Here is a 15,850-nt window from a genome sequence, read left to right as displayed (position 1 = left end):
GCGACGTTTCGCAACGGTTCCGAACGGGTGCCAAAGCCGAAGCGTTCGCTGCTGCGGTGCCGCATGCGCGTACAGTGAGGGCTCGATGAAAGCCAGAGAAAGGAGCATCAAGCATGAGTACGCTCGTTGTGCTCGGGTATCCGAGCGAGATGGAGGCGAAATCCGCTTACCAGAAGATTCTCGATCTCGACAAGAACCTTATCGTGAGCTTGCAGTCCGTGGCGGTGATCGCCCGCCGCGCCGATGGCAAGTACGACGTGGTCACCCCCGATTCCAAAATAGGCACGTCTGCGGTATGGGGCTTGTTCTGGGGCGTTCTGTTCGGAGTGCTCTTCTTCGTGCCCGTGTTCGGCGCGGCCATCGGAGCCGGCATCGGCGCCTTGACCGGCGCTATCGTCAAGCACGGCGTAGACAAGGATTTCCAGGATCGCGTGCGCAACCTGCTTTCCGTCGACGACAGCGCCGCCGTGTTCATGGTGGTCGGCGGCATGACCACCGACAAGTTCGTCGAGGCCATCAGGCCCTTCGGCGGCGACGTGCTGCAAACGTCGCTCTCCATCAAAGACGAGGAAGAGCTCAAGCACGCCTTGTTCAAGAACTAGGCTCCGCTCTGGTTCCGCACTACGCGAAGCCGCCCTTTTCAGGGGCGGCTTTTTCACGATGCGCCGCGTGCGCCATGCGCTTCGCAAACTCTCTGCGGCATGGCGGCTCCCATCCGCGCCCAAGTTTTTGAGCTCGCGTCGAGCGCGAGACCGTGACGCTTGCGACGCTAAACCGTTTTGCATGCCCGATCTTCCGTAAAACCTATTTCGCGATTGGTTGAGAGCGAATCATAGGCTACCATTTACCTTGGTAAAACGATCATGAAGAGAGGAAGCTGGCATGATGGATGAGAACAAGCTGGGAAACAAGATCACGACGCTGCGCGAGGCGCATCACCTGTCCGTGCAGGACCTGGCGGATCGTTGCAGCTGTGACGTTGAGATCGTCGAAGGTCTTGAGGCTGGAAAGCTGCCGCCCTCGCTTGCTCCGCTCATTAAAATCACCCGCGCGCTGGGAGTTCGCCTGGGCACGCTCATGGACGATGACGAGAACTTGGGCCCGGCGTACATCGATCGCGAGCAGATGATCGAGGTCGAGCGCGTGAAGTCGCTCCAAACGGCCAGCGATGCCGGCGATCTGAGCTACTTCAGCTTGGCGGCGGGGCGTCCGTCGCGCCACATGGATCCCTTCGTCATCACCGTCACGCCCTCCGGCGAGACCGACCATGAGCTGGTCGGCCACGAAGGGGAGGAATGGCTGTTCGGCATGGAAGGCTGCATCGAGATCGAGTACGGCAAGGAAGTCTACGTGCTGCATCCCGGCGAGAGCATCTACTACGACTCTATCGTGCCTCACCAGGTGCGCGCGCACGACGGGCAGAACGCCAAGTTCCTCGCCGTCGTGTACACGCCGCTGTAGGCCCGCCGCCTTCGCTGCCCGTGCTCGATTTACAACAAGGAAGTGACCTGCATGCCTGAACCCATTGCATCCGAAGCCCTTGCCGGCTCTGCGGATTATCCCTTGCATTCCGAAAAGACCATCGGCCGCTATTTCCGCGACCAGGTGGCCATCGACCCCGACCACGAGTTCGTCGTGTACCCGGACCGCTCCCTGCGCTGGACGTACAAGGATTTCGACGAGCGCACGGACAACCTGGCGCGCGGCCTGCTGGCCATCGGCATGGAACCGGGCGATCATCTGGGCGTCTGGGCCCGCAACATTCCCGACTGGCTGACGTTCATGTACGCAACTGCCAAGATCGGCGTGGTCATGGTCACGGTGAACCCCGTGTACAAAAGCCATGAGCTGGACTACGTGCTGAAGCAGTCCGACATGAAGGCGCTGTGCGTGATCGATGCGTACCGCGACGTCGACTACCTCAAGATCATCCGCGACCTGGTGCCCGAAACGCTCACGCAGCAGCGCGGGCGCCTGGAAACCGAGAACTATCCGTTCCTCAAGAACATCATCTACATGGGACCGGAGAAGCATCGCGGCTGCTACAGCGTGCCCGAGCTCATCTTGCTGGGACAGCACGTGCCCGAAAGCGCGCTCGAGGAGGCGGAGAAGCACTTCGACAACAACGACGTGGTCATGATGCAGTACACCTCCGGCACGACGGGCTTCCCCAAGGGCGTCATGCTCACGCATCGCAACATCCTGAACAACGGCTTCTACATCGGCGAAGGCCAGAAGCTCGGTCCCGAGGACCGCGTGACGCTGCCGGTGCCATTCTTCCATTGCTTCGGCTGTGTATTGGGCGTGATGGCCAACCTCACGCATCGCTCCACTATGATCATCGTGGAGGAGTTCGACGCGGGGCTGGTGCTGCAGGCCGTCCACAAGGAGCGCGCCACCGCGCTGTACGGCGTGCCCACCATGTTCATCGCCGAGCTGAACCACCCCGATTTCGATTCCTTCGACCTGACCAGCTTGCGTACGGGCATCATGGCGGGCAGCCCGTGCCCGCCCGAAACCATGCGCGAGGTCATGGACCGCATGTTCATGAAGGAGATCACCATCTGCTACGGCTTGACCGAGACGAGTCCCGTGTTCACGCAGACCAGCGCCGACGACGACATCGTGCACAAGTGCGAGACGGTAGGGCGCAAGCATCCGCCCGTGCTGGTGAAGATCGTCGATCCCGAAACCGGCGAGGAGTGCGGCGTCGGGCAGCCGGGCGAGCTGTGCTGCAAGGGCTACAACGTCATGAAGGGCTACTACAAGATGCCCGAGGAAACGGCGCGCGCCATCGACGCGGACGGCTACCTTCATTCGGGCGACCTGGGAACCCTTGACGAAGACGGCTACTACCGCGTGACCGGACGCGTCAAGGACATGATCATCCGCGGCGGCGAGAACGTCTATCCGCTTGAGGTGGAGAACTTCCTGCTTACCATGCCCGGCGTGCTCGATGCGCAGGTGGTGGGCATTCCCGACAAGAAGCTCGGCGAGCTGGTGGGCGCGTTCGTTCGCGTGCGCCCCGGTTACGAGAACATGACCGAAGAGGACGTGCGCGCCTACGCCATCCCGCGCATCGCGCGTTACAAGGTGCCCAAGCACGTGTTCTTCGTGGAGGACTTCCCCATGACGCCGTCCATGAAGGTGCAGAAGTTCAAGCTGCGCGAAATGGCTCAGGAGCTGATCGCAGCAGGGAAGTAGACGTTGCGGGCGTCGCCGTCCTTCGATCGCGTCACACGTCCGGTGGCGGCGAGGTGGTCGAGGATGGCGATGCCCTCCATGAGAATGCACCAGCGCTGCATGAGCGAGATGTCGTCCCAGCGCTCGTGCGGCACGTTCCAGCGAATGCGCCGCACCACCTGCTGGCCCAGCAGGCCCGGCTCGCGCTCGATGATGCCGACGGTTTCGTCGAGCCTTTCCAGATGATGGCGTTTCAGCCAATCGATGCGCTCGCGGAAATCGGGGCGGTTCTTGCCGTGCGATACCAGCAGCGTCTCGATTTCCATGTTGCTCACGCGATCGAGGCTGTCCAGGTACGCCTGCAGGCTGTCGGATCCGTCGGGGAACACGGTGACGCCGGGGGAGACGACGAACAGCACATGATCGCCTCCCATCAGCGTTTTGCTTCGCGGCTCGTACAGCGACAGGTGGTCGGGCGTGTGCCCGGGCGTTGCCACCACATGAAGGCGGTAGCTTCCAACGTCGATGACGTCCCCGTCGCGCACGACCACCGGCGCGCACCGATCGATGTCGATGACGCGCGGACCCGACACCGAGCGCACGAGCGCATCCGCATCCGCGCGCGGCACGCCTTCTTCCACCAGGCGCCGAAAGTCCTCGTGAAGCTCTTCCACGCCGCCGTCGCGCGCCATCTGCAACCCCTCCGCGCTCAGGTACACGGTTGCGTTCGCCGGGGCGATGCGGTCCACAAGGCCCACGTGGTCGTAGTGCAGGTGCGTCAGGAAGTACGAGGTTCTGGCCGGATTCACGCCAAGCTCTTCCAGAGCCGCATGAAGCACGCGGTACCCGTCTTCGGTGGGGGCTCCCGTGTCGACTACCAGGGAGTCGTCGCCGTCTTGCACCAGATAGCAGTTCGTTCCGCTGGTGCTGATGTTGTCGAACGGGACTTCGATTTCGAACAGGTTGGGGTTCGTGCGGATGCGGGTGGCGTGCATGGCTTTCCTTGCGGTTTCGGGATTCGTTTCAGGTGAACGATACCACGAAATGCAGGCCGCCACGGTATCGCCACGTTTCGCGTCTTTTGGGTAGAAGGGCGCGCCTTTCGCACGCGTGGACGCGCTGTCGGAAGCGAGCTTGCCGAAGGTTGCAGCGCGCAGCGCGCTGTCGGGTCGCGCGCCTTATCGGGAGACGATCCTGCACGATAGAAGGATCCTGAGCAGGTCGGTGCCTGCCGACGAAGGGTCCTCCAGATCCATCCCGCTGATGGCCTTTATCCTTTTCAGCCGGTACGAAAGCGTGTTTCTATGGATGAACAGGGCCTCCGCGGCATGCGTGGCGCTGCATCCGCTTTCAAGGTAAGCCTGCGCGGTTTCCACGTACCGGGCGTCCTCGCGCTCGTCGACGCGCGCGAGCCGCACCACGCGATCGTCGAGCAGCCAGCGGGCGTCTCCGGTCAGGTTCAGGCGATCGGATAGATCGTCGAACCAGCAATCGTCGTAGAACCGGGCGACCGTGCGGAGTTTTCGCCCGGAAGACGAGCCGTTCTCAAGGTGCTCCAGGGCGAAGCTCGCTTGCTGCGCGGCGGTGCGCAGGAAGTGGAAGTCGGAGAACACCGACGAGAACCCCGCCAGAAAGCGCGCCGGCAATCCGTCGTCGGCCGCCGGCTCCTCCAGGCGCTCGCGCATTTCGTCAAGCGGGTAGTCCTTTTCTCGGGCGACCATGAGGTAGGCATCGTCTTCGGCCTCGAGGAACCGGGCGCGCGGGTACCGCCGTTCGATCCGCCTCAGCGTTTGGCGGTGAGGGCCCTCCCAGTGCTCGCTTTGCGACGATCCGCTGAAGCGGCAGACGTAGTACGGGTCGTCAAGGGACCAGCCGAGCTTCGAAAGCTCGTAGGCCAGCACGCGCCCGCGCACGGCGTTGCCGGCAAGCAGCTCGTCGATCGGGTTTTTCGAAGACTTGTCCAGCTGGGGGTAGATCTGCCGGGGGAGGATCAGCACGAGCAGCCGTCCCAGGTGGTCCGCGAGCACCAGATCGCTTTGGGTGAGGGGTGCGTTCGCATCGACCAGCTCGAAGCATCCGTGGTACGCGCCGTTGTGCAGCAGGTTTCGAACCAGATAGGAATGCCCGGTTCGGGGCGCGTTTTTGACAAAATAGGCTCGATCGCAGCGGAAGGCGTTTTCGGAACTGCTCATCCACAGGTCGAAGTAGAGCTCGGTGGGGCACACGCCCGTTTCAATGGCGGTCGTCCATAGCTCGTCGTGGAAGTCGTCCGGCAGGTGCCCGGCGCACAGCACGTAGTACAGCGCGGAATCGGACACCATGAGGGGATTGCGAAACGCGGTGGCCGCCACGTCCATGACCTCCTGCAGCGACGCATCGCGCGCCATGGCCTCCAAAAGCGACTCCGACCAGGAATCAAGCCTCATGCGAAACTCGAGCAGCCGGGTGAGCAGCAAGCTTGCCGAGAGCGTTCGAGGCGCGTCGGGCACCAGTATGGCGGGCAGCGGCAGGGCGTCGGCATCGACCGAGCTCAAGCCCAAAACCAAAAGCGCTCCTTCGTCGAACGTTTCGACGTTGATGCGCTCGAGCGCTTCCGCTTCCGCGATGAACAGGCTTCCCGCCCGAGGCTTGCTGGTGCGCTCGAGCAGTTCTATCCGGTCGAGGTCAAGGCGCGTCGAATGCTCGAACAGCGCAACGGGCGAAAGGTCGGCCAGTTCGTCGTGCACAAGATCAAGGTTGAAGCGCATAGTGCCTCCTTCGCGCCGAAGCGCCGTCAGACGACCGGTCGTCCTTGTCCCTCGAACGGGGCGCAAGGTTTCGGATTATTCGGTGAAACGCGGTGCGATTCGCTGCCCGCTCTTTGCTACAGCATCTTTTCACCTGGGATGATACTCCCGTTTGTTCAATATGCACAAAGCTTGGGCCGCGTATTTCGGCGGATGGAATAAAGACGCGTTCTCGCAGGTTTCCTACACTGCGGCCTGATGCGGGTTGCGCGACGGACGAGGGCCAGGGGGACGGCACGGCGTGCGAAGGGCTTGGCGCGACCCGAATGCAAGCAAGACGATAGGAGAAGTACATGGAGTTGACGAGGCGCGGTTTCCTCGCGGGGTCCCTCGCCGCTTTCGGCTTGGCCGCAGCGGGGGCCGGCATGTTCACGCCCGATAGCTGGCTGTCGCCCGCCGTGGCGTACGCGGGCATCGGTCCTTCGGGCGCCGAGCGCGCGGCATCGGGCGAAGAGCATACGGCTTGCACGTACCATCAGGAGCATTGCGGCGGCATGTGCCCGCTCAAATGCACGGTGCGCGACGGCCGTCTGGTGAAGGTGGAGCCGAATACGTGCGTGGATGATCGTTACGAAACGATCTGCTTGAAGGGCATTTCCGAAGTGCAGCACATATACGGGGCAGGGCGCGTGCAGACGCCTCTCAAGCGAGTAGGCGAGCGGGGATCGAACGAATTCGTGCAAGTAAGCTGGGACGAGGCGCTCGATAGCATCGTTTCGCGCATCAAGGAGATCCAGCGCGATCACGGCAAGCAGGCGGTTATGGTCACCTCGTCGAGCGAAGCGAACATGCCGTTTCTGGCGTCGCTGCTGGGCGCGCAGACCGGCGGCAATGCCGGTATCGACGTGGGAATGGGCAACGGTCTGGATCCCGCTATCGGCTATGGAGGCGGTTTCGCCATGGCTACGGGCGAGGCGCGCGATTGGGTGAACTCCCGCATGGTGCTTATGGTGGGATGCAACTTCTGCGAGTCCAGCCTGCCCCAGGTTCGCCTGTTCTTCGAGGCGAAGGAAGCCGGCGCGCGCATCGTGTCGGTAGACCCTCATTTCTCGACCACGGCCGGCAAGGCCGACGAATGGGTTCCCATCGAGCCGGGTACCGACGCGGCCCTGTTCCTTGCCATGACGTCGGTGATTCTCGACGAAGGGCTGGCGGATCGAGCGTTCATGGCAGCCCATACGTCGCTGCCCTTCCTGATCGATGCTTCGACGGGACGGCTTGTGCGCCAGCATGCGGAAGATCCGCAGGCTGAAAAGCCCCAGACGGGCGCTGAGAACCCGTTCTTCGTTATCGATTCGGCTACGGGCCAGCCCGTTCCCTACAATCAGCCGGGCGTTTCGGCGGCTCTGTCCGGCGAAGTCGTCGTTGACGGAGTGCGCGCTCGAACAGCGTACGATGCGCTGGTCGAAGGCCAAAAGGAGTTCACGGCGGCATGGGCCGAGGGCATCACGGGCATTCCCGCCGCAAAGATCGAGTCGCTTGCGCGCGCGTACGCCAAAGGACCGTCGTCGCTTGCGCTGGGATGGGGCGGCAACGACAAGATGGGCAACGCCGATATCGCAGGTCATGCTGCAGCAGTGCTAGCTGGCGTGACCGGGAACATCTGCAAGCCCGGCGCGAACGTCGGCGTGTTCGTGGGCGGATGCTGGAACGGCCATTCCACAACGTTGGGGTCGTGGGAACTGCCGGACGCTCTGGTTCCCTCCGAGGACGAGATGGCGGCTTACGACATGCGCACGAAGCCCAACAGCGTGAAGGCTTACATCTGCTGCGGCGACCTTGTTGCCCAGCATTTCGCCAATATGTCCAAAACCGAGGACTGGGTGCGCACGCTCGATTTGATCGTGTCCATCGATCCGTACTTCACCGAAGGCGCCAAGTGGGCCGACTACGTGCTGCCCGCTACGACGCGCTTCGAGCTTGATGCCGAAGTGGGCGCCGTGAAAGTGGGGTACAACCAGATCGTGCTGCAGAACAAGGTGATCGACCCGCTCTTTGAGGCGCGCACCGATTTCTGGATCCAAAAGGAGTTCGCGAAGCGGCTCGGCTGCGAGGACGCGCTGCCGAAAGACTCGACCGAGCTGGCGTCGGCGATTCTTTCAGGAGCCGAAGACCCGCAGATCGCTTCCCTTACCATCGATCAGATCAACGAGCACCACGGCACGTGGCCCCTGCCCGGCATCGAGAAGCCGCGTCAGGAGTACGCCGACTTCGCGTTCGATACGGTTTCGGGAAGGTTGGATCTGTATTATCAGAACCTCGTGCCTTTCGGGCAGGAGCTTCCCCAATGGGAGCCGACGCTCGAGGCGAACGCGCAGAACCCTTTGCGCAGCGAGTTCCCGTTGCAGCTGGCCAACGTCCGCACGCGCTTTCACATTCACAACCAGTTCAACGATGCGAAGTGGATCCAGCAGTACTTCGAGCCCACGTTGGACGCGAACCCCGCCGATCTTTCCGCGCGCGGCTTGGCTACGGGGGACACGGTGGAGGTGTTCAACGACCGCGGCAGCTTCGAGGTGCGCGTTCACGCCAATCCCTCCATTCGCCCGGGGTCGATTCGCCTGGTAGAAGGCGCTACGGCCGATTACCTGGCGCGCGGCAACATGCAGTCCGTCACCAACGACGCTACGGTGGAGCGCGGCGACGAGCTGCTGTGCGGCCCGGTTATCCCGTTCTCCGACACACTCGTCGAGATTAGAAAGGCGTAGGGGCAATCATGACGAAACTGGCTATCGCCATCAACCTGAACCGTTGCGTAGGCTGCCATACCTGCGCGAACGCTTGCAAGATGCAGAACAACGTGCCTATGGGAATGCTGTGGAACCGCATCCTGACCAAGGACTGCGACGTCATCGACGGCGCGTTGGGGCAGTATCCCAACTTGACGCGCGTCTACCTGCCCGTGCAGTGCCAGCATTGCGAGAACGCCGCCTGCCAGAAGGTGTGCCCCACGGGCGCAACCTACAAGGATGCTTCGGGGCGCGTGGAAATCGACTACGACAAGTGCATCGGCTGCCGCATGTGCATGGCGGCCTGCCCGTTCAACGCTCGCGTGTTCAACTGGGACGAGCCGGTGCGCGAGCCTGCCTTCAACTACGGCGACGCGCGGGTTCCCGTACGCGCCAAGGGCGTGATGGAAAAATGCACGCTGTGCAAGGAGCGCACCGACGACGGGGACATTCCCATGTGCGTGCGCGTGTGCCCGGCGCGCGCCCGCACGTTCGGCGACCTTGACGATCCCGACAGCGACATCTCGAAGTTGGCGTGTTCGCCCGAAGCCCATCATCTGCTCGAAGAAAAGGGCACGCGCCCGCAGCTTTTCTATATCGGACTTTAGATCGCATCGCTTGGCCGGGCGGCGCGACGTTGCGGCGTCGCGCCGCTCGAGCGGCTGCGCAGATCCGTGCGTTAAGGAGAAACCTACATGCAGTTAACAAGAACCTATAAAATCGCCTTCGCCGTGTTGGCCGCCCTTGCGGCCGTCGGCGTGGGCGCGTATGCGTACCAGTTCGTCGGCGGGTTGGGCGTCACGGGCATGTCGAACGGCACGTCGTGGGGCCTGTACATCGCCTGCTTCATGTTTTTCGTGGGGCTGTCCGCGGGCGGCCTTATCGTGGCTTCGTCGGCGTCGATCTTCCACGTGGCGGAGTACAAGAAGGTGGCCCTTCCCGCCATCTTGGTATCGCTCGTGTGCATCTGCATCGCGGGCTCGTTCGTTTTGATCGACCTGGGCGGCATCGTGCGCCTGCTCAACTTGCTGGTAACGCCCAACTTCGTTTCGCCGCTTCTATGGGATATATGCGTGATCAGCACGTATCTGGTCATCAACCTGGTCTACCTGTACTTCATGACGTCGCGCAAGCCCGGTGCGAAGGACAAGGTGGCCATCGTATCGCGCTTCGCCCTGCCGGTGGCTATCCTGGTGCACTCGGTGACGGCGTGGATCTTCGGATTGCAGATTGCGCGCGAAGGCTGGTACTCCACCATCATGGCCCCGCTGTTCGTGGCGTCGGCCATGGATTCGGGCTTGGCGCTTTTGCTGCTGTCGCTTCTGTGGATGAACCGGCAGCGCGTGTTCGCCACGTCGCGCAAGCTTATCGCGAACCTGGCGGGCCTTCTTGCCGTGTGCATCGCAGTGGACGGCTATATGGTGGGATGCGAGGTGCTGACCATGGCCTATCCCGGCACCGAGCACGGCATGGAGGTATTCGGCCAGATGGTGTGGGGCGCAACCGCTCCCTTCTTCTGGATCGAGGTTATCGTGGGCGTGGTCGTTCCGTTCTGCATCCTCGTGTTCGCGCGCAATCGCCGACGCCCCGGTTTGGTCGCGTTGGCGGCGGCAGGCGTTGTGGTCGGCGTGTTTTGCAAGCGCATCTGGCTTTTGTTCACCAGCTTCATATTCCCGAACGTGTCGGGCGCTCCGGGCCTGGTGAGCGGGTCCAGCTCGTCAAGGGGCCTGTACGGTATGGACGGTTGGGCAGTGACCAGCTCGTACGCTCCTACGCTGCCCGAGATCCTGATCGTCGTGGGCATGGTGGCCGTGGGCGTCATGGCGTTTTTGCTGCTGGCGAAAGTGTTCTTGCGCTACGACCCCGCTCCCGCCGAGGCCGACGACAAGGCTTGGGAGCGTAATTTAGGAGCGGAGGAGTAGCTATGATGGAATGCGCCGAGTGGCCGGCGTCGGTGCTTGCGGCAACCTCGACCTGGCGGGACGTATGGCGTAGCCGGGCGGAAACGTTCGCGTTTCTTGGCAACAGCTTGCTGCGGCCCATGACCACCGAAACGTCGATCGGACTGCACGAATCGTTCTGGGATGCGTTTTCCCAGCAGCTGGGCAGCGCTTTTCGCTGTCATGATCGGGCTGCTTTGGGGGTCGATCGGCTGAAGCGCTATGCGCGCGGCGCTTCCTCGTGCCGCGATGCCGCCGTCGAGCGCGTGGACGTGGAGTACGCGCGGTTGTTCATCGGCCCGCCCAAGCCTGCGGCGCCGCCTTGGGAAACCATGTACGCCGTGCGCGGGCGCGTAGGGGAGGCGGGCTTCGGCGATGCGGCCTTCGAGATGCGCGCTTTGCTGCGCGACGCGGGCCTTGCCGTGCGCGGGCCGAGCAACCAGTACCCCGACCACCTTGGCCTGGAGCTGCTCTACTTGGCTGCGGCTTGCAGGGAGATGGCGACGGGCCAGCGCCCCGCGGGCGACGGGCGCCGTTTGGCGCGTTTCGCAAGCGAGCACCCGGCTTCTTGGGCGACGGCGCTGCGCGAGGCGGTGGAAAGCGCCGCCCCCGAAGGCTACTACCTTGGTATCGTGGAGGTTGCCGAGGGCGCGTGCTGCGCGTTCGCGGAGGGCGTCGGCGTTTAGCGGCGCTTGGCGCGCATGACGGCGATCGCGCCGCCGGCTATGCCCACGACCCCGGCCGTCAGGCCCAAGGCCCAGGCGAATCCGGGCAGGCCGGCGGGCTCGTCCGCGACCTCGCTTGCGGCGGCGTCGGGTTCGACGGTTGGCTTTTGGGTTGCGGCGGCGCCAGGCTCGACGGTTGGTTCCTGTGCGGCGTAGGCTTTTTCGGGTGCCGGGGCGACCGACGGTTGCGCAGGCTCGGACGCGGTGCGCTCCTGGGGCGCGTCGCTCGCGCGAACGCCGCCTGAGCCCGTCGGCTCAGATGCCTCCTGCGCGGCAGGCCCGTTGCTCTCCGGCGCTTCGGGCCCGCCTTCGGGATGGACGCGCTCGCTTTCGCCCTGTCCTACGCCTCCAATGTTTCCTCCCGTGCCTCCCGAATCGGTTTCGGGAGGATTGACCACTGAAGGCGGCGGCGTGAGGTCGTTCTCGTCGTCGGAGGGACGCGAGCCTTCGGGATAGGTGATGAGCGCGGGCTCGAAGGCCGTCTCCACGGTTTCGCCGTCCTGGAGCACGACGGCCGTGGCGCGAAGGTAGAAGTCGCGGTAGTCGACGGTTTCGGAGCGGCGGAAGACTGCGCAATGCCGAATGGACGGATTGGCGAAGTCGTCGTCGTACACGGCCCTGATGCCATCCCCTTCAGGCGTTTCGTACATCAGGTGGTCTTCGTTCCACGTGTAGGCGGCCCAGCGCTCCCAGGAGTCCGCAGGGTCGTCGGCATAGCGGCGGTCCAAGTACAGAACCTGCAGGTCGGGGTGCTGCACCTGCCCCCATCCGGGATCGATGGGGAGCGCCGGCAGAAACAAGATGGTCGTCATGCCCCTTCCCGGTATGATCCTGACGATCTGGCCGTACGGCTGCTCGACGGTCGGGGATGCGCTGCCGTTTCCCAAGCTCCCGCCGCCGAGAACCCCGCCGCTTCCTCCTGGCGAGCGATCCGAGAGCGCGACGCCCTCGTGCGCCCAGGCTTGATTCGCGCTCGGGCAGGCGCATCCTATGGCAAGCGCCGCGCATGCGGCAAGGGCGCAACGGCTGAGCGCCCTTGCCTTCGATTCGTTTCTGGTATGATGCGACACGAGGATCCTATCGTTTCGGGGAGGGGCACTATGTCGGTTCGCGCTATCGCCCGTGCGCTCGTCCCTGCCGCGGTCGTGTTTCTTGCGGTCGGCTGCCTGCTTTCGTTCACGTACTTCCATGATAACAAATACGCTGCGCCTCCGCCGTACGGGGACGACGGTTCGATCGCGCTTTCCGACGACGACGTGGCCCGGCCCGTCCCGCTCGTGGACGGCTGGCTTGTTTCCGTGGACGGGTCCGCCCCGATCGAGACGTTCATCGGGCAGTACTCGAACTTCTCGTACCTGCCGAACGGCACGTCAGCGTTCGGCAGCGCGACGTACCGTTTGGACGTGCGCTACGAAGGATCGCGCGCCGAGCGCGCGCTCGTCATCCTGCTGCCCGAAGTGTTCACCGACTACACGCTGTACGCGAACGGGATTTCGGTGGCGTCGGACAAGATGGGCCCGGAAGCGGCTTTGATCGTGGGCGAGCATACTGAGCTTGTGCTGGAGGTTCGCAACCAATCCCATTACTACAGCGGCCTTGTGTACCCGCCCCTTATCGGTTCGGCGCAGGCTATCGCACAGGTTGAGCTGGCGAACTCCCTGCTATCGGGCGTACTCGTGCTGTTTCCGCTCGTTTCGGCGCTGTTCGCGTTCGCCGTGTACGGGCGCCGCGGGGAAGACCCGGTCGTACGGGATTTCGGCCTGCTGTGCTTGGCTTTGTCCGTTGCGGGTTGGCGGGGGATCGCGTGGCGCCTGGGCTTGGGGGACCCGTGGGTCTACGCTTTGGAAGATGCGGCATGGACGGCGGTGTTCGTGTGCGCGGCGTCGGTGGCGATGCGCTCGACCGGCGTGCTCGATCGGTCGCAGGCACGCGCTGCCCGGTGGATTATGCTCGTTTTTCCGCTGGTCACGCTCGTATGGGTGGCCGCGGTCATTCCGCTTTGGCCGGCTACCATCGAAGCGTACGGCGTGTACCAAACCTTGCTCAGGCTGGGATGCTGGGTCATGCTGACGGCCTGCGCGGCGATCGGCTTGGGGTCGCGCAGGCCCGAGGCGCGCTACATCTTGTGCGCGTGCGCGGCTTTGGGAGCCTCTTTGGGCGCGAACCTGCTGGACGACAACGCGTACGAGCCACTGTACGGCCTTTGGCAGCAGGAGTACGCGGCCTTGGCCATGGTCGCCGTGTTCGCCTGCATGCTGGTCGTTCGCGTAAGGAGGATGAGCGCCGCGCAGGAGCAGGTGCGGGAGCTGTCCGTGCAGGTTCGTGCCGCGAAGGACAGTTTGCTGCACATGCGCCGTGCCGAAGAAGCCACCCGGATGGCGCGCCACGATCTGCGCCATCACGTGGAAGCGTTGCGGGGCCTGCTTGAAGAGGGCGCTTTCGATCGATGTCGATCCTATCTGGACGAGCTTGCTTCCGGCCATGATGCCACGGCTCCGGTTCGCTATTCGGGCAACCTGGTGGTGAACGCGGCTCTGACGGGGTATTTGGCGCCTGCTCAGGAGCGGGGCGTTGAAGTGCGGTGCGACGTGCGCGTTCCCGAGGAGCTGCCGTTGCGCGACACCGAGCTTGCGGTGCTGCTGTCCAACATGCTGTCGAACGCGTCGGAGGCGTGCGATCGTGCGCGCCTTGCGGGGCATCGGCGTCCGTACGTGGACTTCGCGATGCGCGTCGAAGGCGATCGGCTGGTTGCACGGTGCGAGAACGTCATGCCCGCCGATGCATCGTTCGATGCTACGAGCAAGTCCGACGGGGGCGATCACGGGTGGGGCCTGCCCGCCATGCGCCAGATCGTCGAGGCGCACGACGGCGCGCTGGTGATCGATTCGGGCGAGGACGCAATCGTCGTGCGCCTCGTGCTGAAGCTTGGGAACGGGGCGGCGGCGCGGAGTTGACGAGGCGCTTCAGCTTCGCGCCGCTGCCTCCCGAGTGTTCTATCGCGGCGGATTCGTCGCCGATAGCCGCATGTCAATAGTGGTGTGCCGTTAAATTGCGAGTAAACTGTTCAGAGTAAGAACCAGAAGGTCACGTCTTTGCGAGGAAGGCAGGAAGGCGAGTTGAGGATAGCGATCTGCGATGACGAGGGCGTCCACCGCACCGAGTTGCGCGCGGTTCTCGATCGCGTTTTGCAGGCGCGCGGTATCCATGCCAGCTGCGAAGAGTACGCTGCGGGCCAGAAGCTGATCGCGGATTCCGCGGAAGAGCCTTTCGACCTCGTGTTCTTGGACGTGTACCTGGAGCGGGAGAGCGGCCTGTCCGTTGCGCGCGCCTTGCGCAGCGTCGACGCGAACGTGCATATCGTGTTTTTGACCGTATCGCGCGAGCACGCCGTGGACAGCTACGAGGTGCGCGCAACCGATTACCTGATCAAGCCCGCAAGCGAACAGGGGATCGAGCGCGTGTTCGACCGAGTGCTGCCGTCTTCCGTTCCCCGCTTGGCGTTTCGCGTGGGAACCGGGCGTCGCTACATTCCCTACGGCGACATCCTGTATTTGGAAAGCCGCGACCATGCGGTCTTGCTGCACACCGTGGACGGCGCTTGCTATCGTGGTTTCGCCAAGCTCGGCGACGTGCAGGATCAGCTTGATGACGACCGCTTCCTGCGCTGCCATCGCAGTTGCCTGGTCAATATGGACTACATCGCCGACGTGCGGGACGACTTCGTGTTGAACGACGGCACCTGCGTTCCCGTACGCGTGAAGGAGCGACGCAAGATGCACGAGGCGTACCACCGGTACTTCGTGGATGCGACCTGCGGAGAAGGGGGTCGCGTCCTCTGTTGCCGAAGCGACCGATTTCGCGGTTGATGCGCCCTGTTTCGCGGAAGGCGGGCGTTGCGGCGCCGCTCGCCTATACTGTACTCTCCACTGCGCCTTGCACGAAGCGGCAGTATGCGGTCAGAGCGCTTCGCGCGCTCGGAAGGGATGGTCCCATGAAGCTTGATTGCGATTGCAGCGCGGCCGCCGGAAGCGGGCTTTCCCGCGGCAAGGCCCTGCGCGACGCCGTTCCGCGCGCATCCCATGCCGCCTGGTCCGTGCAGGCGGGTCGCTCCCAGGTCATCGACCTTTTGAGGGAGCAGGAGGCGGATCGCTTGCGCTACCTGCTGCCCGAGCGCCATCTGCGCATGAGCGTGTCCCCGTTCGCCTTCTTCCGCGGCAACGCGGCGGGCATGGCGGCCGACCTTGCGCGCACTCCTTCCACCGGCTTGGCGGTGCAGGCGTGCGGCGATGCGCATATAGCGAACTTCGGCGGTTTCGCGGCACCTGATCGGCGCCTTGTGTTCGACGTCAACGATTTCGACGAAACCGCACCTGCGCCGTGGGAGTGGGATGTCAAGCGCCTGGCTGCAAGCATCGAGATATGCGGGCGCAACCGCGGCTTCAAGCCCAGTTGGCGTCGCGCTGCGGTGCGCTCTGCGACGGCGGCCT

General features: G+C 63.7%; 13 protein-coding genes. 10 read left to right on the top strand and 3 right to left on the bottom strand.

Annotated elements, in window-relative coordinates:
- Positions 1-113 precede the first annotated feature (113 nt).
- The 3 genes from ACMNI9_RS03230 to ACMNI9_RS03220 all read left to right on the top strand — a co-directional run bounded on the left by ACMNI9_RS03230 (position 114) and on the right by ACMNI9_RS03220 (position 3,204).
- Positions 114-602, top strand: a complete 489-nt coding sequence (locus ACMNI9_RS03230) for a DUF1269 domain-containing protein (protein ID WP_114566953.1) — start codon at positions 114-116, stop codon at positions 600-602.
- Positions 603-882: 280 nt separating this feature from the next.
- Positions 883-1,461, top strand: a complete 579-nt coding sequence (locus tag ACMNI9_RS03225; protein WP_114566952.1) for a helix-turn-helix domain-containing protein — start codon at positions 883-885, stop codon at positions 1,459-1,461.
- 51 nt (positions 1,462-1,512) lie between these two features.
- A complete protein-coding gene (locus tag ACMNI9_RS03220) occupies positions 1,513-3,204 on the top strand; it encodes an AMP-binding protein (protein ID WP_418830843.1) in 1,692 nt (563 codons plus the stop codon).
- Here ACMNI9_RS03220 and ACMNI9_RS03215 read toward each other — a convergent pair.
- Both ACMNI9_RS03215 and ACMNI9_RS03210 read right to left on the bottom strand, forming a co-directional pair.
- Entirely contained in the window at positions 3,177-4,178 is a 1,002-nt protein-coding gene (locus tag ACMNI9_RS03215) for an MBL fold metallo-hydrolase (RefSeq protein ID WP_418830842.1), read from the bottom strand. The two genes, ACMNI9_RS03220 and ACMNI9_RS03215, sit on opposite strands and share 28 nt — an antisense overlap.
- 183 nt (positions 4,179-4,361) lie before the next feature.
- Complete coding sequence (locus tag ACMNI9_RS03210; RefSeq protein WP_418830840.1) at positions 4,362-5,930, bottom strand: PucR family transcriptional regulator; 1,569 nt, start codon at positions 5,928-5,930, stop codon at positions 4,362-4,364.
- A gap of 332 nt (positions 5,931-6,262) precedes the next feature.
- On the opposite strand from ACMNI9_RS03210, the gene ACMNI9_RS03205 reads away from it, so the two are divergent.
- The 4 genes from ACMNI9_RS03205 to ACMNI9_RS03190 all read left to right on the top strand — a co-directional run bounded on the left by ACMNI9_RS03205 (position 6,263) and on the right by ACMNI9_RS03190 (position 11,324).
- Entirely contained in the window at positions 6,263-8,677 is a 2,415-nt protein-coding gene (locus ACMNI9_RS03205) for a molybdopterin-dependent oxidoreductase (protein ID WP_418830838.1), read from the top strand.
- An 8-nt stretch (positions 8,678-8,685) separates the two neighbouring features.
- Entirely contained in the window at positions 8,686-9,306 is a 621-nt protein-coding gene (locus ACMNI9_RS03200; protein ID WP_114566947.1) for a 4Fe-4S dicluster domain-containing protein, read from the top strand.
- A gap of 87 nt (positions 9,307-9,393) precedes the next feature.
- Positions 9,394-10,620: an NrfD/PsrC family molybdoenzyme membrane anchor subunit gene (gene nrfD, locus ACMNI9_RS03195; protein WP_418830836.1), complete on the top strand. Its 1,227-nt coding sequence runs from the start codon at positions 9,394-9,396 to the stop codon at positions 10,618-10,620.
- 2 nt (positions 10,621-10,622) lie between these two features.
- The gene (locus tag ACMNI9_RS03190) at positions 10,623-11,324 is read left to right on the top strand and encodes a TorD/DmsD family molecular chaperone (RefSeq protein ID WP_418830835.1); all 702 of its coding nucleotides are present in this window, start codon (positions 10,623-10,625) and stop codon (positions 11,322-11,324) included.
- Here ACMNI9_RS03190 and ACMNI9_RS03185 read toward each other — a convergent pair.
- Positions 11,321-12,433 carry a hypothetical protein gene (locus ACMNI9_RS03185; RefSeq protein WP_418830833.1) on the bottom strand — a complete coding sequence of 371 codons (1,113 nt, stop codon included), beginning with the start codon at positions 12,431-12,433 and terminating at the stop codon, positions 11,321-11,323. The two genes, ACMNI9_RS03190 and ACMNI9_RS03185, sit on opposite strands and share 4 nt — an antisense overlap.
- A gap of 30 nt (positions 12,434-12,463) precedes the next feature.
- Between ACMNI9_RS03185 and ACMNI9_RS03180 the strand changes: the two genes are divergently transcribed.
- From ACMNI9_RS03180 to ACMNI9_RS03170, 3 genes are all read left to right on the top strand, one after another.
- Positions 12,464-14,317 carry a sensor histidine kinase gene (locus ACMNI9_RS03180; protein ID WP_418830831.1) on the top strand — a complete coding sequence of 618 codons (1,854 nt, stop codon included), beginning with the start codon at positions 12,464-12,466 and terminating at the stop codon, positions 14,315-14,317.
- Positions 14,318-14,479: 162 nt separating this feature from the next.
- On the top strand, positions 14,480-15,229 hold the full coding sequence (locus tag ACMNI9_RS03175; protein WP_181792562.1) for a LytR/AlgR family response regulator transcription factor: 750 nt from the start codon (positions 14,480-14,482) through the stop codon (positions 15,227-15,229).
- Between the two features lie 125 nt (positions 15,230-15,354).
- Positions 15,355-15,850 (top strand): DUF2252 family protein (locus tag ACMNI9_RS03170; protein WP_418830829.1); only part of this gene is annotated, 496 nt, incomplete at its 3' end.

This window comes from Paraeggerthella sp., from assembly GCF_048427265.1.
GTDB classification, from domain to species: domain Bacteria; phylum Actinomycetota; class Coriobacteriia; order Coriobacteriales; family Eggerthellaceae; genus Paraeggerthella; species Paraeggerthella hominis.
The sequence above is the reverse complement of the archived record's forward strand: the minus strand, read 5'-3'. Positions and strand labels throughout refer to the sequence as shown.

Excerpts from the sequence above, each read along its gene's own strand:
- ACMNI9_RS03205 (WP_418830838.1), top strand. The coding sequence starts at position 6,263 with ATGGAGTTGACGAGGCGCGGTTTCCTCGCGGGGTCCCTCGCCGCTTTC.
- ACMNI9_RS03190 (WP_418830835.1), top strand. The coding sequence starts at position 10,623 with ATGATGGAATGCGCCGAGTGGCCGGCGTCGGTGCTTGCGGCAACCTCG.
- ACMNI9_RS03215 (WP_418830842.1), bottom strand. The coding sequence starts at position 4,178 with ATGCACGCCACCCGCATCCGCACGAACCCCAACCTGTTCGAAATCGAA.
- ACMNI9_RS03220 (WP_418830843.1), top strand. The coding sequence starts at position 1,513 with ATGCCTGAACCCATTGCATCCGAAGCCCTTGCCGGCTCTGCGGATTAT.
- ACMNI9_RS03230 (WP_114566953.1), top strand. The coding sequence starts at position 114 with ATGAGTACGCTCGTTGTGCTCGGGTATCCGAGCGAGATGGAGGCGAAA.
- ACMNI9_RS03180 (WP_418830831.1), top strand. The coding sequence starts at position 12,464 with ATGTCGGTTCGCGCTATCGCCCGTGCGCTCGTCCCTGCCGCGGTCGTG.
- ACMNI9_RS03210 (WP_418830840.1), bottom strand. The coding sequence starts at position 5,930 with ATGCGCTTCAACCTTGATCTTGTGCACGACGAACTGGCCGACCTTTCG.
- ACMNI9_RS03200 (WP_114566947.1), top strand. The coding sequence starts at position 8,686 with ATGACGAAACTGGCTATCGCCATCAACCTGAACCGTTGCGTAGGCTGC.
- ACMNI9_RS03225 (WP_114566952.1), top strand. The coding sequence starts at position 883 with ATGATGGATGAGAACAAGCTGGGAAACAAGATCACGACGCTGCGCGAG.
- nrfD (WP_418830836.1), top strand. The coding sequence starts at position 9,394 with ATGCAGTTAACAAGAACCTATAAAATCGCCTTCGCCGTGTTGGCCGCC.